A 19,702-nucleotide genomic window follows, 5' to 3' on the forward strand; every position below is an offset into this window, starting at 1 on the left:
CGACCCCGTTCCTCGTCTGCGTGACGAAAACGCTGGCGGCCGCCGACGAGGATCTCGTGCTGGAGACGTCTTCGCCGCAGTCGTGCGGGAGGGGACCGAACGGTGGTCCTGGGGGAGTCCAGTGGTGCGATCCGGGAATGGTCCGGATCTTGGTCGCGTCCGAGGCGGGGTGGTCGACGGCGTGCGCACGGCCGCCCCGACCGGCATGGCGAAGCCGAGCCCGCACGTGACTCGGATGCCGCACGTGCGCTGACGCTCCACATGTCCCCTTTGTGACAGTCTGCTGCTTCACATGCCTGATATGGCGCTGGAACGTCCCTCAGGGGGTGCGGGTGAACGCGGTGAAACGGTGCCGGACGACGAGGGCCGCGGTCGGAGTCTCGGCCTTGGTGCTCCTGCTGCTCACGGGGTGCGACGTGCCGGGGATCTACCGGCCCGCCCGCCCCGCGAGCGGCGGTCCGTTCACCTTCTACGTGAGTGCGGACGGCGACGACAAGAACGACGGCATGTCGCCGGAGAAGCCCTGGAGGACCCTGGATCACGCGAACACCGCGAACTTCCGGCCTGGTGACAGGCTCCGGCTCAAGGGCGGCGAACGGTTCCGCGGCACCGTCACCCTGGAGGAGGGCGAGGCGGGCAGCGCGGCGCGGCCGGTGGTGATCGAGTCGTACGGCAGGGGCCGGGCCACGATCGCGCCCCGAGGCACCTCCGGCATCACCGTGCGCGACACCGCGGGCGTGGAGATCAGGAACATCGCGTTGGTCGGCGACCAGCAGGCGCTGCGCGAAGGAGTCGGGATCGCCTTCCGCGCCGCCCGCCCCGGGAAGCAGAAGCTCGCCCACGTCAGGATCACGAACGTGGAGGCGCGGGGTTTCCAGAACGGGATCAGCATCGGTACGGACGACGACGCTGCCACCGGCTACAGCGACGTGCGCATCAGCGACGTCTCGGTCCACCACAACCTGGAGGCCGGACTCGTCTTCTACGGACCGGAGTTCGAGCCGGGCAACCCCGTCTACGCACACTCCGGGCTGTGGATCGAGCGGGTCACGGCGTTCTCCAACAGCGGCGCTCCGGGCAGGGACAGCCGCAACACCGGAAGTGGCATCGCCCTCGGCAGCGTCCGGGACGCGAAGGTGCGGTTCTCGGTGGCCCACGACAACGGCGCGCGCTCCGCGGCGGACGCCGTAGAAGGTCCCGAGGGCATCTGGGTGTACGACTCGACCGGAGTGGTCCTGGAGAACAACCGCTCCTACCGGAACCGGACCGGATCCCGGGTGGACGGCGGCGGTTTCGGCCTGGACAACAACGTGTCCCACTCGGTCATGCAGTACAACCTCGCCTACGGCAACGACGGGCCGGGATTCCTCGTCTACTCCGGACGGGCGACCGGCGCCCACCGGGACAACGTCGTCCGTTTCAACATGAGCTGGGACGATGCGCGGAAGCTCCCCGCGTACGGCGGCATCGTCGCCTACGGCGCCCGAATGAAGAACGTAAACATCCACAACAACACGGTCGTGATGCGGACGAAGGGTCTCGCCTCCGCGGAAGCGGCGGGAAACCGACCCCCGGCCCTGCGGCTGAGTGACGGCATGAGCGGTGTGAAGGTCCACGGCAACATCCTCGCCACCGATGGTGGTCCCCTGATCGACGCCGAGTCGCCGTATCTCCCCGGCACGCACCAGTTGCGTGGCAACGTCTACTACAGCATGGGTCCCTGGTCGCTGAATTGGGGGAATCGGCGCTTCGCCGACCTCGACGACTGGCGTACCGCCTCCGGCCAGGAACTCCTCGACGGCGAGCCGACCGGCACCGGCGACGACCCGTGCCTGCGCGCTCTTACCGTCTCCGTCACCGACCCGGCCGGAGCCGAGAACCTGGTGCCGAGCTGCGAGGAGGGGGCGTCCGCGAGCATGGGCTCGCAGTCATCGGGCGTCGACGCGGGTTCCGTCGACTACTTCGGCAACCGGCTCCCGGATGAGCTGCGCCCCGGCGCCGCGCAGGAGCGCACCGCCCATTGAGCCGGACATCGATGCCTCGGGAGCCGACGCACGCCGGCTCCCCTCGATCTCCCCGGCGCATTCCCGCGCGACGTCCTCGGCGATCGGACATGCCATGACGCCGCCCCACCCCGGCGGGGTGGGGCGGCGTCATGGGGACGGCCTAGGGCGTGTCCGGAAAGTCCCGCCTGGCTCGCGGCGCCCGGCACGCACGATCGCCGCGTTGTCGTCGGCCGCCATGGCTCCGCCATCGTCGGCCTCCTCCGCCTTGCGCTCGCACGCACCGGACGCCGCGAGCCCTGCCCTCCGGGCAGACGGCGCTACTTTCCGGACACGCCCTAGACTTTGCCGGCCGGCAGCGCCGGGTACGGAAGGCCGGGGTGGTCCGCTTCGACGGCCGGCGACGCGATCGTGGCCCGCAGGGCCTCTCCTGCCGGAGCGACCGGCGGCCGGTCCGCCGGCGCGGGACGGCCGAGCCCCTTGACGGTCCAGCCGGCGGCCCGCCACTCGTCGTGCGGCAGCGCGTTGCGCGCGTCGACGAGGACCGGCTTGCGGACCACCCGGGCCAGCTTCACCGGATCCAGCTCGCGGTACTGCCCCCACTCGGTGAGGTGCAGAACGAGCTCCGCTCCCCGGCAGGCCGTCAGGAGGTCGTCTTCGCAACGCAGTTCCGGACGGGTCCGGCGCGCGTTCGCGGTGCCCTCCGGGTCGTGCACCCGAATGTCGGCGCCCTGGCGGTGCAGGGCCACCGCCACCGCCAACGCCGGCGAGTCACGCACGTCGTCGCTGTTCGGCTTGAAGGTGGCGCCCAGGACGGTCACGCGGCGGTCGGTCAGGTCGCCCCCGGCCAGCCGACGGGCGAGTTCGACGGTCCGCGTCCGCTGCCGTTCGTTGATCGCGTCGACCTGGTCCAGGAAGGTCACCGCGGGACCGACGCCCAGCTCCTGGGCGCGGGCGGTGAACGCCCGGATGTCCTTGGGCAGGCATCCGCCGCCGAAGCCGAGGCCGGCGTTGAGGAACCGCCGGCCGATCCGGGTGTCGTGGCCGAGGGCGTCGGCCAGGGTGACCACGTCCGCGCCCGCGGCGTCGCAGACCTCGGCCATCGCGTTGATGAAGGAGATCTTCGTGGCGAGGAACGAGTTGGCCGCGACCTTCACGAGCTCGGCCGTGCTCGGGTCGGTGCTGATGTACGGAACGCCCGCGTCCAGCATCGGGGCGTACAGCCGGCGCAACGTCTCGTCCGACTCCCTGCCGACTGTGCCGACGACGATCCGGTCCGGTCGCAAGGTGTCCTCGACCGCGAAGCCCTCGCGCAGGAACTCGGGGTTCCACGCCACGTCGGCCCGTACGCCCGTCGGAACGAGCCGCGCGATGCGGTCGGTCAGGCGCGCGGTGGTGCCCACCGGCACCGTCGACTTGCCGACCACCAGACACGAGGCCGGCAGGTACGGCACGAGCCCGTCGACGACCTCTTCGACGTACCGCAGGTCGGCCGCGCGGGAGCCGGCCTGCTGCGGGGTGCCGACGCAGATGAAGTGGACCTCGCCGTGCACCGCCGCTTCGCGCAGGCTGGTTCCGAAGCGCAGGCGTCCGGAGGCGAGGGCGCGGGTGAGGACTTCGTCGAAGCCGGGCTCGTAGAAGGGGGTCCGGCCTTCGGTGAGGGCCGAGATCTTCTCGGCATCGACGTCGACGCCGAGGACGTCGTGTCCGATGTCTGCCATGCACGCGGCGTGCACAGCTCCGAGATAGCCCGTTCCGATGACGGTCAACCGCATGCGGTGTTCTCCTGTCTGAACGCGGGGTGGTGTGCTGCGCGAGGGGTCAGGGCGCGTAGCCGTACGGGTTCTGCTGCTGGAAGGTCCACGCGTCACGGCACATGGCGGCCAGGTCGCGCTGTGCGGTCCAGTTCCAGGCGGAGGCGACCTTCGTGGGGTCGGCGACGAGTTCGGCGACGTCGCCCGGGCGGCGCTCGGTGACGCGGTGCGGGATCGGCTGCCCCGACACCTCCTCGAAGGTGCGCACGAGCTCCAGGACGGACGCGCCGCGCCCGGTCCCCAGGTTGAAGACCCGCATGCCCGGCTCGTCGTCGATGTGGTCCAGGGCGGTGCGGTGCCCCTCGGCGACGTCGACCACGTGGACGTAGTCGCGGATCCCGGTGCCGTCCGGGGTGGGGAAGTCGGCGCCGAAGACGCTGAGTTCGTCGCGGCGGCCCACGGCGATCTGGGTGAGGAACGGCATGATGTTGTTCGGCACGCCCCTCGGGTCCTCGCCGAGGAGTCCGGTGGGGTGGGCGCCGGCCGGGTTGAAGTACCGCAGGGCGAGTACCCGCAGCTCGGGCACGTGCCGGCAGACGTCCGCGAGGATCTGCTCGCAGGTCCACTTGGTGGTGGCGTACGGGTTGGTCGGCGCCGCCGGCGACTCCTCGGTCAGCGGGACGGTTGTCGCGTCGCCGTAGATCGAGCAGGAGGACGAGAACACCAGTCGGTGCACGCCGTGCTCGTGCATGGCCGAGACCAGGGCCGTCGTGCCGCCGACGTTGATGTCGTAGTACGCGAGCGGGATCCGCACCGACTCGCCGACGGCCTTCTTCGCGGCGAAGTGGATCACCGCCTCGATCGGGTGGCTCGTGAAGACGGCGTCGAGGGCCCGCCGGTCGCGTACGTCCGCGACGTGGGCCGCCGCGATGGGGCGGCCCGCGATCTTCGTGACCCGTTCGAGGACCTCGGGCGAGCTGTTGGAGTGGTCGTCCAGCACGACGACCTCGTGGCCGGCGCGGAGGAGCTCCACACAGGTGTGGCTGCCGATGAAACCGGCGCCGCCGGTGACCAGGACGGTCTGGGGCACGGAAACCTCTTTTCTCGATCGGTCGTAGGGGCCGTCACCAGGCGTAGAAGCCGGCGAGATAAGTGGGGAAGACGCCGACGGCGAGCGCCAGCGGGATCAGGGCGAGGAGCCCCGCGGCGAGCGGGACGGCGGCGGTGCGGAAGGCCCGGTGCCGCGGGACGCCGGCGGCGCGCGCCGTCTCCCCGATGTGCAGGGAGCAGACCGCGAGGGTCACCGCCGCGTACGAGAAGGCGCCCAGGATGCAGAGGAACACGTACCCGAAGGCAGGGCCGGTGAACTGGCCGGCGACGGCGGTGCAGGACAGGAACAGCGTGATCACCAGGTACGGCGCCACGGCGCGCAGCGGCAGCGGTTCGAGGCCGTCGCGCTTCTTCGGCGTGACCTTGAAGGTGACCGGGCGGGGCCGCAGCTTCTGCATGAGCGCCGCCCCCACGCCCCAGGCCACGTACGGCCAGCGGGCCAGGCCGAAGAGCCAGATCTCCCAGCTGATCACGGGCGAGTCCTTCGGGCGCAGCAGCCCGGCCCGGCGGCACAGCAGCGTGAGCAGCATCAGCCAGACGGACATGGTCCAGAAGCGGGCCAGGAACTCGAAGTAGTTGACGTTGATCCACGGAACGCCGGTGACCGCCGCGATCGGCGGCAGCACGATGCCGATCACCGTGGTCAGGGCGAGCAGCGGGTAGTACAGCAGCGCGCAGGAGAAGCGGATCCGCAGTTTTCCGGGCATCCGGCTCAGGTGACGCGGCAGCATCCCGAAGAACATCGCCGCCAGGCTGCGTGACCACTGGAACTCCTGGGTGATCATCGCGCCGAAGGTGATCGGGCCGTCCCCGTGTGCCTCGGCGTCGATCGCGAACGCGCCCTGCCAGCCGGCCGAATTGAGCAGGAACGACGTCGAGAAGTCCTCGGCGAGTTCGGGACCGAGGCCACCGATGTCCCGCAGCGCCTCGGTGCGAACGGCGTAGTGGGAACCGATGCACAGCGGGGCGAGTCCGGCGGAGTAGCCGAGTTGTACGGGGCCGTGGAAGAGAGCCTCGCGCTGTAGGCGGCCGCGCGCCGCCCACGACTGGTCGGCGTTGGCGTCGCAGACGCTCGGGGCGGCGACGTATCCGATGGCGGGGTCGGCGAAGGGTCGGACGACCTCGGCGAGGTAGCGCGGGTGCGGCACGTGGTCGCAGTCGAGCTGGGCGACGACGTCGTAGTGTTCGTAGCCCCAGTGGTCGTAGAAGAAGGCGAGGTTGCCCTCTTTGCACCGGGTCCGCCGCGGCCAGGTGGCCCTGTGGTAGTCCGCGCGGCCACGGCGGCAGGAGACGTTGACACCGTGAGCCAGGCACCAGTCGGTGATCTCGTCGGTGGGGTCCTCGTCGCACAGCCACACGTCATAGGCGTCCGGATAGTCCTGGTCGAGCATCGCCTCCAAGGTCCTCCGGGCGATGTCCCAGTGCTCGGACGGGGCACGGGTCACGACGAACGCGGCACGCAGCCGCGGTACCTCGACCGCCGGATCGAAGCGCCGCATCCGGATCAGCGCGACGAGGAAGTGCACCGGCAGATAGGCCAGGTAGAGCAGCAGTGCGCTGTTGACCACCAGGCCGGTCCACCCGACGCGGTGGGACGGCTCGAGCCACCACATCCAGAACCACACCAGGCAGGCCGCCCACCCGAGGGACAGCACGGCGACCAGGAAGCGGTGGAAGCGCGAGAACGCCCGGACGAAGCTGGACGGGCGGGTGGTGAGCCCGCGCGCCGGGCGCGCCAGGACGGGACCGTCCGGGCTGATGGAGGCCACCATGCCGTTCGACAGGGCGCGGATCTCCGCCTCCAGCGCCTCCCACTCCGCCGGTGAGCCGGGAGCCGGTGAGGGGAGCGGGGGTTCCTGGGTGATGCCGGTCCCGTGGGCGGGACCTTGCTCCAATGACGTCATGGCAGCAGGTTCTCCAGGCGGTGCGACAGGACGAGGGGCCGGGGGAGCAGGCTCGACGGACTCCGGGCCGCGGCAGGAACGGTGGGAGGCCCGCCGCGGCGCGTGGATCAGCCACCCGCGACAGTGGCCCCGGGCGTGGAGGACACGACGCCGGTGCCGATGCCGGTCGGGCCGGGGATCGTCTGCGGTGTCAGGGATACCGACGCGGCCAGCGGCACCGTCTCGTCCTGTCCGCCGCGGATCGACGCGGCCGAGGCGGCGAGGCGATCCGCGTGGGCGGCGAAGTGCGCGACGGTGCGACGCAGGCCCTCGGTGATGTCGACCTCCGGCTCCCAGCCCAGTACCTCGCGGGCGCGGGTGATGTCCGGGCGACGGCGGGCCGGGTCGTCGACCGGCAGCGGGTGGTGCTTCACCTCGGATGCCGAGCCGGTCATCTCCAGCACGATGCCGGCGAGTTCGGAGACGGTGCGCTCGACCGGATTGCCGAGGTTGAAGGGCCCCAGTTCGGAGGAGTCGAGGAGCGCGACCAGGCCGCGGACCAGGTCGTCGACGTAACAGAAGCTGCGGGTCTGGCGGCCGTCGCCGTAGATGGTGAGCGGTTCGCCGGTCAGGGCCTGGGTGATGAAGCTGGACACCACGCGACCGTCGTGAGGGCGCATGCGGGGGCCGTAGGTGTTGAAGATCCGGGCGATGCCGACGTCGACTCCGTGCGTGCGGCGGTACGCGGCGGACACCGCCTCGGCGTATCGTTTCGCCTCGTCGTAGACGCTGCGCGGGCCGATGGAGTTGACGTTGCCCCAGTACGTCTCCTCCTGCGGGTGGACCATCGGATCGCCGTAGATCTCGCTCGTGGAGGCGAGCACGAAGCGCGCGCTGTGAAGCAGGGCGAGGCGAAGGGCGTTCTCGGTGCCGCGGCTCCCGACCGCGAGCGTCTCCAGCGGATGGCGCAGATAGTCGGGAGGGGAGGCCGGGGAAGCCAGGTGGGCGACGGCGTCGACCCGGCCGGCGACTTCCACGGACACACTCACGTCGGCGTGCTGGAACTCGAAGGCCGGGTGGGCCAGGAGATGGGCGATGTTCTCGGGATCGCCCGTCGAGAAATTGTCGAGGCACACCACCGAGTCGCCGCGCCGCAGAAGCGTCTCGCACAGGTGTGAGCCAAGGAAACCACCGCCACCGGTCACGGCAACGCGCATGTGTTCTCCAGGAATGAGAAGCGGAATGACCTCGATATCCGCTCGCACTTACGATTGAGTGACGGAATGGCCTGACGATCCGAAAATCCGAGCCATCCCGGAAGACGTGGAATGAGGGTATGGGCATACGTAGTAGTTTTTGCGGAGGTGAATCGTGGGCTGGGCTGATCGGCGGGTCACTTGCAGGGGAGTGCGCGGCTTCACTGCCTAGTTCGTGCTTATGCCGCACGTCGAACGGAGCAATCGGACGGTGTCACCCGCACGTGTCTCCCTCGGTGTCCGCGGTGGCCCTCGGACCCAACCCTCGCGCCCGCCACGTCGATGGCCCCCACCGCTTCAGATCCTTCCGAGGACGCCATCCTCGAGTGGTAGCCACTCGTGCGCCCGACATCATCCGTGCACCTGCGAGAGGTGCACGGCGGCCCTGCGGGACCGGACCCTCGCACCGGCGGCCACGGGTCGAACGCGCGCAACCGCGGCACCACCGGATCCAAGGACCCTGCGGCGGTCCCGGCCGTGCGAGGCGGCTCCCTCGAATCACCGCCCCGGACGAGCGCCGGATACCGAAGAGCTGCGCGCCCTTCGCGAACCGCTTGCGCGGCCGGGCGCGAGCATCGGGCCGAGGCGATCGATGATCCGGTCCGCCGCCGACTTCGAGACCCCGAACAGCGGGACGAACCGCCGCACGGTCAGGTTCGTGCGCCGACCGGACGGGTTCGGCACGAGGAGCGCACGCCCGTGGCTACGGAAACCGGGGGCGGAGGACTGTTCCACCAGCGTGGCCGGCTGATGGTGTTCGCGGTCGCTGACATACGGAGGCTGCCGAGGAGCCGGTGCAGCTGATCGGGAAGCCTCCACCGGACGCAGTCGTGGCGAGCCCTCGTACACCTGGCGGGGAGTGGACGCCGTCAGGTCGGCGCTGCGGTACCTGTCGATGAACCGGCGTGCTCTTCGGGGCATGTCCCGCACCTGGTTCGGCCTCGTCTGGTGCCGGACGCGGGGTGGAGCAGCTCGGTAGCTCGCTGGGCTCATAACCCAGAGGTCGCAGGTTCAAATCCTGTCCCCGCTACTGAAGTGGCATGAGGCCAGGATCCACGGGATCCGGGCCTCATGCGTGCGCCTGCACCTCAAGCCGGCCGTCCGGTTCTCGTCGCCCGGGCCGACGAGGCCTCCCCGTTGTAGAACCGTTGGTCGATCTTGGTGCCGTAGGTGTTGACCGCCTGGATCGGATGCCACCTCCGCGCGGTAGACGGCATCCGACCGGCCGGGCGCCGGAACCAGCTATGTGCTCTGGATCAGCAGACCGGTGTCGATGACCTCGGCGATGAGGGCGGCTCCGCGGCTGTTCTGGTGGATGTGGTCGGTCGTGAGGACGAGACCTCGGCGTCGTGAGATCGTGTCGAGGCTGCGGCGCAGCACCGCGTGCTGGACGAGGACGCCGACGACCGCTGCGGGCGTCGCCTCCCGGTATGGAATCGGCGGTGGGTCCGCTTGGCGCAGTTCCTCGATCTGGCGTTCGTGGAGCGGAAGGTAGGCCACCTCGTTGGTGGCGGCGGCCTCGGCGATCATCCGGCTGTACGCCTGCGATGCCTGTGCCGCTGCTCCGTCGAGTTGTTGGCCGAGGACCGGGAGCGACAGCAAACCGATCGTCGCGTCGGTCTCCGATCGCAGCCGTGCGACGACGGCGCCCAGGCATCGTTGGAACCAGCCGGCCGACGGGCGATCGGGGAGCTGTTTGCGCTTCATGGCCTGCTCGACGGGGTAGCCGGCGAGGCTCGCTCGGGCGTCGTTGGTCCCGATCAACACGGTGATCACATCGGGCGGGTCCGCGACGACGGCATCGAGGCGCTGCAAGAGGTTGTGGGCGAAGTCGCCGTTGGCGCCGAAGCGGGCAACCTGCACGGCACCGGGAGGGTGGCGTCGTCCGAGAAGATCCAGGTAGTCGACGCTGAACTGCGCGCGGGTGAGGCTGTCGCCGAGGCACGCGATGCGTGTCGTCACGGCGCTTCCTCCGGGCCGGGCGTGCCGGCGCGTTCGGTCGGGCGGGTGTCGGTCCGAGGACGGTGTTCGGTGCCGAGGCCCGCGGTGATGGACAGGATGGACGTCGGCCCCTCCATGTCGACCACGTGCCATGTCCCGGCCGGGTTGATGGTGGCCTCGCCCGGTCCGAGCAGAACGCGGTCGGGAACCCCGTCCACGTTGCGGGTGACCGTCACTGACCCGCTGAGGCAAACGACCAGTTCGTCGCCTGCAGGGTGGCTCTCCCAATGGTCGCCGAGGCCGTCGCCGTCGAAGATCATCACCATCCGGCCCTCGGCGCCGTCTGCCGCGACCGCGGTGCTGTAGGCCTGGAGCACCTCCGGGTCCCAGGCGAAGCCCTCGACGGGTTTCGCTCTCGACCCCGGTCCGAGGTGCACGGGGGTGGTCCGCAGATCCACGGCGTTGCGTTCGTGGTTGACGAGTCTCATGCCGACGATCGTCCACGACAGCGATCGGGCGGTCTTGAAGGAAAGGGAAGAGAAGCTGACGCGACGGGCAGACGGTTGGCGGCTACCCGGCTCCGAGGAGGACTTCGCCGCGACGCCAAGCCGTTGGCGATCGGTTCGTGAACTCGCGCCAGTCCCGAACGAGATGGGCCTGGTCGGCGTAGCCGGAGACGGTTGCCACATCGGCCCACGGGAGCGGGTCGTGCGCCGTCGCCAGTTCGTGCGCGTGCTCGAAGCGCAAGACTCGGGCGAAGGTCTTCGGTGACAGGCCCACCTCGCCGCGAAACCGCTCGGTGAGGTATCGACGGCTCCAGCCGAGTTCCGCGGCGACCGCACCGACCTGGACGCAACCCCGCGCGGCGACGAGGCGGCGCCACGCCTCGGCCACCTCGGGGCGCACGTGGTCGCCGCCGGCTCCGCGGCCGACAGCTCGGAGGAGCAATTCGTCCAGCGCGGTGAACCGCGCGGTCCATGTTGTCGCCGCTCGGAGCCGGTCGACCAGCTCGACGGCAAGCGTTCCGAGAAGCTCGTCGAGTGGGACCAGTCGGTGGGCGAGCTCGGCGGCGGGCATGCCGTAGATGGCCCGGGCCCCGAGCGGTGTCAGCGATACCTGCACGCCTTGCTGGCGTCCGTCGTGGTGGATCGCGACGGACCGGCACATCAGACCGCCGGCCACGCTGCCGAATCTGATGACCGGCGACCCGTCGTCGACGCCCGCCGCCACCTCCAAAGGGTCGGACAGGCTGATCACCGCAGTGAGCGCGCGGCTCGGCGGGCCGCAGTGCACCCCCGCCGGGAGTCCGCGGAGGTCGAAACCGACATACGAGTCGACGTACCGCCGCAAGGCGGGCGCCGGACGTGCACCGATCCCGGTGGCCGTGTGGTCCTCCATTTTCGTCAGTGTACGAGCCGCCCAGGTCGGCAAGATCACCGTCCAAGGACTGATCACCACCGTTTGCGGCCGGTGACACGGTTCTTACCGGCACCCCTCGTTGTCGACCGTCTCCCACATGGGGATCCCGGACCCAGTACACCCACGTCTCCTTCGTCCACTGCCGGGCGCAGAGCCGACCCTGGACGGCCTGTCCGTCGGGCAGCACGACCGTCACGGGGCAGGCGGGCGGTGCCGTCTCGGGTGTCCTCGGCGCAGCGCTGTACAGCGGTGGGGGCAGAGGCGGTTTGATGGCCGTTGCGGCGGCCGCGTACGCCGTGTTCTCGATCGTCGTCCTGTTCGGGCCCCGAACCGCGAACCGTTCGCTCGGAGGAGTCGCCGCCGAGGAGCTCGGCACGGCGGAGTGGCCCAGGTCAGCCCCCCGGCGACGAGCTGCGTGACGGTCGCGGCGTCACGTCGCGAGCCCTGGAACCGAATGCCGGACCGGAGGATCACCACGTGATGGACACACCCGCCGGAGGGTACGAGCCGGCAGAGTACGGCCGAATCACCGTGCTCGTCGGCGAAGGACGAGGCGCCTACCCGTACGGCAACTCGCTGTTCGTGCGCGGCTCGACCGCATCGCTGGTCGTCGACCCGTCGCTGTCGCTGCTGGGAGCGGCCCCTCCGGCGGACGCGGTCCTGGTGAGCCACGCGCACGAGGACCACATCGCCGGTCTCGGAGGCTACGAGGTGCCGGTCCACATCCATGAAGGCGATCTCGAAGCGCTGCGGTCGCGCGAGGTTCTGCTCGCCCAGTTCGGCCTCCCGCCCGCCGAGGCCGACGCCCTCGGCAAGAGCATGTGGGACGCGTTCCAGGTCCGGGAACGGCCGGACGCGAGGGGCTTCGGTGACGGGGCCGTGTTCGACCTCGGTGACCGCACGGTGACCGTCGTGCACCTTCCCGGCCACACCGCGGGCCACAGCGGCTTCCTGATCGAGCCGGACGGCTTCCTGTTCGTGGCGGACATCGACCTGACGTCGTTCGGTCCGTACTACGGCGACGTCGGCAGCAGCCTCGTGGACTTCGAGGCGTCGATGCGCCGCTGCCGGGAGATCGACGCGCGCTGGTACGGCACGTCCCACCAGAAGGGCGTCATCGAGGGCGCCGCGGAGTTCCGCCGCAGGCTGGACGCCTTCGCCGGCGTGGTGGAGAAGAGGGACGCGGCACTCCTCGCGTCCCTCGGCGAGCCGCGGACCGTGGACGAGATCGTCGAGCACCGGCTGGTCTACCGGCCCCACGTCGAAGGACCGCAGGTGACGCCGGTGGAACGGAGGACCGCCGAGCGGCACCTGGACCGGCTGATGAGCGGAGGGCGGGTCGCGGAGGTGGAGGAAGGCCGGTTCCGCGCGACGTGAGTTCGCGGCGGTCGGGTCGCCCCGTGTCGGCGGCGCCCGGAACCGGCCGCGGCTTCATCGGGTGATCAGGCCGGCGCCGGTCTCCGGGAGCTCACCGACGCCGAGGCCGCCTTCGCCGAAGCGGAGTTGCTGATCGCCGACGCTCGCAGCGGTGTGCTGGAGCACGTCGGTCATCTGAGACCAACTGCCGTTCGCGAGTTCGTTCACCATTCCCGGATCCGGCGCCTTGGCGGGCAGCGGGAACTTCGTCCCTCGCTCGAGCCTTCGGACACCGAAGGCGATGGTGTTGCGTGGGGTCAGGCGGTAGTTCTCCGTGATGGTGGGCTGCGTCACGACCCTGACCGACCGGTCCAGCTGGGCGCAACCCCCCCGCTCGTCGTCGATCGGCTCCGTCTCCGCCTCAATGATCCAGATGGGGACGGAGAGGTTCCTGGGGGTGATGTCCGACTCCCCTGCGAACGCGTCAGTTGCCAGCACGACCTTGTTGGCGCGCACCGCGCCGTGCGGGGTGGAGAGCATGACTCGACCGTCGTCTCGGGCGACATCGACGACCTTCGTCCCTTCGAAGACTCGAGCCGGCTACGCCAGCAGCGCTGTCCGGATACCGCGACTGAACTTGCCGGGGTGCATCATTCCCCGATGACCTCGCGCATCCCGCCGACGAATCCGCCGGGGATTCGGCCGACCGGAGTCGGGGGCGCTCGTTGACCGTCTTCCACGGCCCGACCGCTCCGGCAGATCGCGCCGGTGCACTCCGGTCCGAACCCGATGCAGAGTCCCGTCGATCACCTGCCGGTGATCACGTCACCGCCCACACCGACCGTTGCTCACCGGCAGAAACCGGCCGCAGCCGCTGAGGCCTGTGGCGGCGAGAACCTCGGCGATCCCGCGGGCGCGGTCGACGGTCGGATCGTGCGTGGAACCAGGTAGTGCGGGCGAGTCCCACGGCAGATGGCCGAGTGGATCGGTGAGGACCTGGATGTTCATGCCGTGATGCTTGTGTTTCCCCTCGGCCAGGGTGGGCGCGAAGGTGGCCAGTACGTCGACGGTCTCGCGTATGGAGCGGTACGCGGTGGTGATGCCGATGCCGAGCCCGGCAGCGAGCCGGGCGTAGGTGTCACCGCATCGCAGATGGGCCGGGGCGAGCAGGGCCTGTCGCGAGGCGGGAAAACGCCGCCAACGCGTTCCGGTCTGCCGGCGCTTGGCCTTCAGTCGCCCGCTCAGGGACCGCAGGGTGCGGTTGGCCAGGTCGGCCGAGGACGGGTGGACAGGCACACGAAGCTCCTGGCGGGCATGGGTGATCTTGGTCGAGAACCCGTCCACCAGGAGCTTCGTCATTGTGCAGGCATGTAGGGGGGCGACGGGGCCGGGCTTGCTCCGGACGTCAAGTTCATCGCGGAAGGAATGATCCGCAGTTCCATGGGGCTTCTCGACACGATGCGGGGAGCACGTGACACGGCCATCGCCCTGGGCCACGAACTGGCGCGGCATCACGGGATGGCAGGGGACGACGATGCCGGGCGGGCCTTTGCCAGGGTGTATGTCTCGGCAGCCTCGGTGACGCTCGACAAGATGGGCTTCAGCTCCTAGGTCCTGGGCGAGACGAGCAAGGGGCTGATGCGGAACGCCCGTGAGTTCATGGCCGAGGAGAGCCGCCAGGTCGCCGCCTTCCTCGGGCGACAGGCCGACCTCACCGCGGGAATGGGTGACTCTGGGGCCGACTGCACCGAGAACTACCTCGGGCTCGGCCAGGAACTCCCCGAGGTGGTGGGGGAGACCGCCTGGTACGAGCAGTACGTCCCCAGCGGCGGCAGTGACCGCTTCCGCGGTTCCCCGGAGAAGATTCGGGACGTAGCCGGTTCGTGGCGCCATGCGGGAGTGCTCATGCAGCGCTTCCTGGAGGACGCACAGGCCTGCTTCCTCACCGCGAGCAAGGCACACTCCGGCGAGGCCGCCGATGCCTTCCAGACGTACGTCAAGCACAGCGTCGGTCTCACCTGCCCGCCGGCGAAGGCCGAGGACGGTGAGCCGCTGGTGACGAATCTCGTCGCCGCCTGCACGCAGATCGCCAAGGCATGCGACCGGTACGCCGAGCATGTGGAGGCTGCCATGCAGCAGCAGTTCCGTGCGTGGATGAACGGTCTCCAGACCGGTGGCTTCGCGGGAGGCGGCGGACCGCTGGATCCGGACAACGCCTACCAGCTTCGTGTGTCCGGCTATCCCGAGCGAGAGGTGCCGTTGCTCGGCAGCAGACGCGGACTGATGGTGGACGGCATCCGCCCTCTCGACGGATATCTCGTCGAGGCGAAGCAGATACGGGACCCGGACTGCACGAACAAGAGTTTCCGCACACTCGACCGGGTCGAGGAAGCATTGACGAAGCCCGTCAAGGTGAACAAACAGGGGAAGATCGGTTTCGACCCGTCGTCGACTGCATGTACGCGGGCGACGAGAGCGAACTCGTCCGCTACAAGCAGGCCATGGCCAACCCCGCCAACAGTGAGATCAGGGGCCTGGAGATCGTGACGAATGGACAGGACAACGCCACCTACTGGCAGTCCATGATGGCGATGACGGGTACACCCGGCTCGACGCGGTACGTCCCCTGAGCACAAGGAAGACCATGGCCACGGAACGAAACATCCGGACGAACTTCGCCTTCTATCCCCCCGAGGGGGAGGGCGGAGCCTGGCACGCCACACTGCAGACCCTGGAGCGGGCGCTGCGCGAGGGATTCCCCGATCCCACCATCGGACACCGGCGGTCCGGCATCCACGAGATGACCGTGCTCGACTTCGAGATCGAGTTGGCGCCGGACGTGTGGGTGAACGGGACCGCGGCCGTCACGGAGCCCGATTACGCCTACGTCACCCTCACCGACGTGACCGCGGACGAAGCCGGCGTCTTCGCCGTCTGGTTGCGCGACTCCTTCGTTCCGGCGCCGAACCTCGTACGCTTCGCCAGCAGTCTCGCCATGGCCAACGGCGAAGATACGCCCTCACCACTTCCGGCCCAAGGGGACAGGAAGGACCTCGGTGACCTGCTGCGCCGCCACCTCGCCACATTCGACTACTGACCGGCGGCCACCATCGGGCACCTCCCGCCGCATCCATCGGGCCGGGCCCGAAGAGGCGGCCCGATGGATGCGGCGCAGGCGGCTCTGCCTCGACCTGGCGCGCGCCGGCCGCCAGTCGTCAGTGATGCGGTATCGATTTCTTCGCTGAAAGAATCACGACGGCTTTCTCTCTACGAAGGCACGCTGGCGAGCCAGACGGCCACGCCGCCGTGGTGCGAGCAGGTACCCCGACGGTGCGCGGAGTAGCTGTAGCTGCCGTCGTTGCATTGGGCGGTGGCTCCTGCGGGTGCCTGCTGCGAGTCGCCCGAGGGCGAGGAGGAGCTGGAGCCGCTCCCCGACGAGGAGGAACTGGTGTCACTTCCCGAGAAGGAGGAGCCGGTCGACGAGCTGGAGCCGCTGCTGGAGGAGTCGTCGCTGTAGTCGTCTCCGCTGCCGGAGGCGGTGGAGGAACTGCTGTCGCTGTCATCCCCCGTGCCGGAGGCGGTGGAGGAACCGTCGTCGCTGTAGTCGTCCTCCGTACCCGAGACGGTGCTGGATTCGTCGCTGCTACCGGCCCCGGTAGGGTCGTCGCAGGTTTCACCCTCGCTGGATTTGACGGTGTCGAACGTGAGCGTGTCATCGGCGCTCATCGTCGCGCCGGCCACGGGCTGCTGAGAGCAGACCGTCCAGTTGCGGTCCAGGAATTGCTGGCGGCCCAGGCCGGTGGCGTCCGTCGAGTCGAGGTTGTAGATGCCGTCGGCCTGCGCCGCGTCCTGGGCTGCCTGGAGTTCCATGCCGACGAAGTCCCCGACGGTGACGGTCGCCGCCTTGTCGTCGAGGACGGACGGCGAGGTCGATGAAGACGAGGAGGCGGACGACGAGTCGTTGTCGTCATTGAACAGAGCGCTGCATCCGCCGACGACGAGAAGCATGGCCAGCATGAAGCCACAGCCGACGCGAAAGTTCTTCTTGTCCTCTGCCGTCGGCTGAGGTCTCTGGTTTCGGGCCATGTCGGGTCCCCCCTTGTTGCTACGGGATGCACGCTCCCCTGCGTGCACGGTCCTGCTGTCGGTCGCGAACCGACGCCCGCCAGCGGCGGGGCAGGTGTTGTCAGGGCGACGACCTTAGCCTCGTACTGCCAGGTAGATGACCGTTCAATGAAAATCAGCCATCCGAGGTGACTCGCGACCGGCCGAGGTGCATAGCAGCGGCTCGATCGACCTCTTCACCGTCACCCCGGAGACGGGACGACCTCCAGGAGTGTCGCGAGGCGAGGGGCCATAGGGCGGTCCTGGGACGCGCTGGTCATGGTGATCCGCAGGACGGCCAGGAAGTCGGGCCACTGCGAGGTGACCGTGAGCGATAGTCGACGACTGGCGATCAGCTCACGGACCCGAGGGCCAAACAGGGGTACTCAGACCCCTTGCCGCCGGCGTAGCCGAAGGGCCAGGTCCCGGTGGCGGCGTGCCGGAGGGTGGCGGCGAGAGCGTGGCCCTCGGCGGCTGGGGCGACCTTGACCGAGCGGTGGTCGGCTTCGACGGCCGGGGCCAGTTCGGGGGCCAAAAAGTGGGGAGGTCGCCGTGGACCCAGCCCTGCCGGTGGAAGTCGGCGACGGCGCTGGGCCTCCCGTGCGAGGCGTGCGGGATGGGCATCCCGACGGCCGTCCTGTCGGACGTGAACGCCGCCATGGCCGCCCAGCCGGCGTACGGCCGGAGCCTGGACCAGCTGCGGGAGATGGGTGTGGTGGTCGGGTCGTACGAGACGCACCGGCCGAAGGCGGGTGCGGGGAGCGGACCGTTCCCGGTGGGAAGAGACGTTGGAGCTGCTGTACAGCAGGAGCGTAGGTCTCTTCGGACAGTGATTCGGGCCGAGGCCCACGCCCCTGGCTGTCAGGTGGTTCGGTCGTCCGCCCAGAGGCCGTTCGGACAGGCGTGTCGTCTCAGAGGCGCGTCAGCGAGACGAGCACGCGCAGGGTTCCTCGTCCTGCCCCGGCAGCAGTCGCAGGGCGAAGACGGAGCCGTCGGCGTGGACGGAGACGGGGCCGCCCCAGTCCTTGTCGAAGGCGAGGCGGGGGCGGACGTGGCGGCTCGCGTGGACGAGGGCGCGGTACTCCTTGACGTCGCCCCGGGCGAGCAGACGGAAGACCTCCGCGTCCACGCCGGAGAACGCCTCGACGCGAGGGCCGTTCAGACGGAAGACGTGATCGGTGCCGACGTACTCGTTGCCGAAGAGAGTGTGGGCGGCGTCCTGGATGCTCATGCCGGCCGCGTGCTCGAGGCCGGTGAACCGTTTGCGGCCCTGCCGGTCGGTCAGGTGGCGGGCGGTGGCGTGGCCGGAGCCGGTGAAGGCCATGAGGCCCGCTGCCGTGGTATGGGCCAGGGACTCCTGGAACCAGGCGTAGTCCTTCGCCTGCACGTGGCAGCCCCGTACGGGCTCCGGTGCCATCAGGCCCTCGGTCGGCGGGTGGATGTCCGGCATCACGTTCGCCTGGAACGGCGGGGCGTTCAGGTTCGGCTCACGGCCTTCCGCCGGGGACAGCCGACCTCCACTGCCGGGTGCCTGGAGGGCGTGGACGGTCATCGTGCCGCCGTCCGTCGGGAGCTGCGTGCTGAACAGCAGGACGGGGGTCTCGTTCCACGCGCCGATGTGGACCGCTTCGGCGTGGGCGGAGGCGGAGGCCAGCTGCTCGGCGGAGGTGGCGGAGTCGCCGTGGTTGCCCTTGCACGCGAGGGGGATGACGAGGGACGGCTCGCCCGGCCGCCAGACCTCCGCGAAGTACTGGGGACGATAGCGGTACTTCACCTTCTCGCCCTTGTCCTTGCTGGTGAGGGCCCAGCCCGCGCGTAACGCCGTGTCGGCGGGGACGATCGTCACCGAATGGCCGGGGAAGCGGCTGCGCAGCATGTGCTCGGCGAGTGTGAGCGCGAAGCCGACGCCGAGCTCGCCGGACTGCAGCGACTTGTAGTGGTCCGCGATCCGGTGGCCTTCGTCGGTGAGGCCGAGGAACGAGTCGCGACCGCCGGCCAGGGCCTGGGTGTACTTGAGCGCGCCCCAGTGCTCCGCCAGTCCCCGGCCCGCACCGCGCCAGGACAGGGCAGTGGCCCGGGCGAGGGTGTGGAGGACGTCCCAGAAAATCACTTCGAACTGCCGGGGCAGCTCCGTCTGCGGGATCGGGACGAGGGCGGGCTTCCTGCGGAGGGGCTCGTCCTCGTTCTCCTCCCGCTTCTTGTCGTCCGCCGCGATGGCGGTCTTCACCTTCCCGACGAGCGCGTCGTCGGAGTGGACGGAGACGTTCGACGGCTGGGTCAGGTCCTGGAGCACTTCCTCGGTCGGCTTCAACAGCTCTCCTTCACGGTGTGCGTGGGCGGTTCACCATCGCGCTGACCGTACGGAAGGGAGGAATGGCGCACGCAAGTGCGCAGGGGCGCGTGATCTTGGTTTTGGCCCGGGCGGGCCGGCGTTGGCGTCTTGGCCCCGCCTCGCTCGCGAGTTCCACGCTGCCGAGGCTTCCGGACGGGCGGCAGACAGCGAGCCGACTTCCGGAGCGGTCGAGCGTCGACCGGCTGATGGCCAAAGGGGCCGTGTTCCGTGAGCTGGAGCGATGTCGGCGCCCGACAGGTCAGTGGTGCGTGGGCGCACGTCGTCCGTGCCCAGGGGGTCCCCCATGTGTCTGATGGGCCATCGGATGAGAACTCCTAACGAAATGATCTCCAAGGTGGTTGGATCACTCCGGGACTGATGAGCCGGGGTGTGGGGCGGTTCGGCCGAAGCCCTGCCTAGGCGACGACGGGTTGTGGGCGGTGCATGCTGAGCCGCGGAGAACTTAAATGCGTCGACAGCGCCCCTGGGCACCCGGCACAGTGGCCACCCGTGACGAGCAGTGAACTGTGGAGCCGCGCGACCG

At 69.7% G+C, this 19,702-nt stretch carries 14 protein-coding genes, 1 tRNA gene and 5 pseudogenes; 7 read left to right on the top strand and 13 right to left on the bottom strand.

Translation table 11 applies throughout. The features are described from left to right. Window positions 1–389 precede the first annotated feature (389 nt). Window positions 390–2,024 (top strand): right-handed parallel beta-helix repeat-containing protein, encoded by a 1,635-nt coding sequence (locus tag ACFYUZ_RS36965; RefSeq protein WP_389316928.1) that lies wholly within the window; start codon window positions 390–392, stop codon window positions 2,022–2,024. 317 nt (window positions 2,025–2,341) lie between these two features. On the opposite strand, the gene ACFYUZ_RS36970 is transcribed toward ACFYUZ_RS36965, so the two are convergent. From ACFYUZ_RS36970 to ACFYUZ_RS36990, 5 genes and pseudogenes are all read right to left on the bottom strand, one after another. Continuing rightward, the gene (locus ACFYUZ_RS36970) at window positions 2,342–3,778 is read right to left on the bottom strand and encodes a UDP-glucose dehydrogenase family protein (RefSeq protein ID WP_389316882.1); all 1,437 of its coding nucleotides are present in this window, start codon (window positions 3,776–3,778) and stop codon (window positions 2,342–2,344) included. 46 nt (window positions 3,779–3,824) lie between these two features. Continuing rightward, window positions 3,825–4,847, bottom strand: a complete 1,023-nt coding sequence (galE, locus tag ACFYUZ_RS36975; protein ID WP_389316885.1) for a UDP-glucose 4-epimerase GalE — start codon at window positions 4,845–4,847, stop codon at window positions 3,825–3,827. A 34-nt stretch (window positions 4,848–4,881) separates the two neighbouring features. Next, window positions 4,882–6,771 carry a glycosyltransferase family 2 protein gene (locus ACFYUZ_RS36980; protein ID WP_389316888.1) on the bottom strand — a complete coding sequence of 630 codons (1,890 nt, stop codon included), beginning with the start codon at window positions 6,769–6,771 and terminating at the stop codon, window positions 4,882–4,884. 107 nt (window positions 6,772–6,878) lie between these two features. Next, window positions 6,879–7,967 carry a UDP-glucuronic acid decarboxylase family protein gene (locus ACFYUZ_RS36985; RefSeq protein ID WP_389316891.1) on the bottom strand — a complete coding sequence of 363 codons (1,089 nt, stop codon included), beginning with the start codon at window positions 7,965–7,967 and terminating at the stop codon, window positions 6,879–6,881. A 568-nt stretch (window positions 7,968–8,535) separates the two neighbouring features. Beyond that, window positions 8,536–8,702 (bottom strand): annotated as a pseudogene (locus tag ACFYUZ_RS36990) (IS5/IS1182 family transposase); the annotation flags it as partial. A gap of 260 nt (window positions 8,703–8,962) precedes the next feature. Between ACFYUZ_RS36990 and ACFYUZ_RS36995 the strand changes: the two are divergent. Beyond that, window positions 8,963–9,036: transfer RNA gene (locus ACFYUZ_RS36995), tRNA-Met, on the top strand. 212 nt (window positions 9,037–9,248) lie between these two features. Here ACFYUZ_RS36995 and ACFYUZ_RS37000 read toward each other — a convergent pair. The 3 genes from ACFYUZ_RS37000 to ACFYUZ_RS37010 form a co-directional block, all read right to left on the bottom strand. Next, window positions 9,249–9,968: an SGNH/GDSL hydrolase family protein gene (locus ACFYUZ_RS37000; RefSeq protein ID WP_389316894.1), complete on the bottom strand. Its 720-nt coding sequence runs from the start codon at window positions 9,966–9,968 to the stop codon at window positions 9,249–9,251. Next, window positions 9,965–10,435: a cupin domain-containing protein gene (locus ACFYUZ_RS37005; RefSeq protein ID WP_389316897.1), complete on the bottom strand. Its 471-nt coding sequence runs from the start codon at window positions 10,433–10,435 to the stop codon at window positions 9,965–9,967. The genes ACFYUZ_RS37000 and ACFYUZ_RS37005 overlap by 4 nt, the downstream gene beginning before the upstream one ends. A gap of 82 nt (window positions 10,436–10,517) precedes the next feature. Then, window positions 10,518–11,345, bottom strand: coding sequence for a helix-turn-helix domain-containing protein (locus tag ACFYUZ_RS37010; protein WP_389316900.1), 828 nt, complete (start codon window positions 11,343–11,345; stop codon window positions 10,518–10,520). A 501-nt stretch (window positions 11,346–11,846) separates the two neighbouring features. Between ACFYUZ_RS37010 and ACFYUZ_RS37015 the strand changes: the two genes are divergently transcribed. Continuing rightward, the gene (locus ACFYUZ_RS37015) at window positions 11,847–12,743 is read left to right on the top strand and encodes an MBL fold metallo-hydrolase (RefSeq protein WP_389316931.1); all 897 of its coding nucleotides are present in this window, start codon (window positions 11,847–11,849) and stop codon (window positions 12,741–12,743) included. A 54-nt stretch (window positions 12,744–12,797) separates the two neighbouring features. Here ACFYUZ_RS37015 and ACFYUZ_RS37020 read toward each other — a convergent pair whose 3' ends face one another. From ACFYUZ_RS37020 to ACFYUZ_RS37030, 3 genes and pseudogenes are all read right to left on the bottom strand, one after another. Then, a complete protein-coding gene (locus ACFYUZ_RS37020; protein ID WP_389316903.1) occupies window positions 12,798–13,262 on the bottom strand; it encodes a hypothetical protein in 465 nt (154 codons plus the stop codon). 178 nt (window positions 13,263–13,440) lie between these two features. Further along, window positions 13,441–13,547 (bottom strand): annotated as a pseudogene (locus tag ACFYUZ_RS37025) (transposase); the annotation flags it as partial. Window positions 13,548–13,613: 66 nt separating this feature from the next. Then, window positions 13,614–14,018: pseudogene (locus ACFYUZ_RS37030) on the bottom strand (transposase family protein); the annotation flags it as partial. A gap of 144 nt (window positions 14,019–14,162) precedes the next feature. On the opposite strand from ACFYUZ_RS37030, the gene ACFYUZ_RS37035 reads away from it, so the two are divergent. The 3 genes and pseudogenes from ACFYUZ_RS37035 to ACFYUZ_RS37045 all read left to right on the top strand — a co-directional run bounded on the left by ACFYUZ_RS37035 (window position 14,163) and on the right by ACFYUZ_RS37045 (window position 15,819). Then, window positions 14,163–14,333 carry a hypothetical protein gene (locus tag ACFYUZ_RS37035; protein WP_389316906.1) on the top strand — a complete coding sequence of 57 codons (171 nt, stop codon included), beginning with the start codon at window positions 14,163–14,165 and terminating at the stop codon, window positions 14,331–14,333. Window positions 14,334–14,876: 543 nt separating this feature from the next. Further along, a pseudogene (locus ACFYUZ_RS37040) lies at window positions 14,877–15,352 on the top strand (restriction endonuclease fold toxin-2 domain-containing protein). Between the two features lie 14 nt (window positions 15,353–15,366). Next, window positions 15,367–15,819: a hypothetical protein gene (locus ACFYUZ_RS37045; protein ID WP_389316908.1), complete on the top strand. Its 453-nt coding sequence runs from the start codon at window positions 15,367–15,369 to the stop codon at window positions 15,817–15,819. Window positions 15,820–15,989: 170 nt separating this feature from the next. Here the strand turns inward: ACFYUZ_RS37045 and ACFYUZ_RS37050 are convergent, their stop codons facing one another. Next, on the bottom strand, window positions 15,990–16,808 hold the full coding sequence (locus ACFYUZ_RS37050; protein WP_389316911.1) for a DUF3761 domain-containing protein: 819 nt from the start codon (window positions 16,806–16,808) through the stop codon (window positions 15,990–15,992). A gap of 604 nt (window positions 16,809–17,412) precedes the next feature. On the opposite strand from ACFYUZ_RS37050, the pseudogene ACFYUZ_RS37055 reads away from it, so the two are divergent. Further along, window positions 17,413–17,659 (top strand): annotated as a pseudogene (locus ACFYUZ_RS37055) (flavoprotein); the annotation flags it as partial. Between the two features lie 89 nt (window positions 17,660–17,748). Here the strand turns inward: ACFYUZ_RS37055 and ACFYUZ_RS37060 are convergent. Continuing rightward, window positions 17,749–19,137: a hypothetical protein gene (locus ACFYUZ_RS37060; protein ID WP_389316914.1), complete on the bottom strand. Its 1,389-nt coding sequence runs from the start codon at window positions 19,135–19,137 to the stop codon at window positions 17,749–17,751. Between the last annotated feature and the right edge of the window lie 565 nt (window positions 19,138–19,702).

The organism is Streptomyces sp. NPDC004266 (genome assembly GCF_042874095.1).
GTDB lineage: Bacteria > Actinomycetota > Actinomycetes > Streptomycetales > Streptomycetaceae > Streptomyces.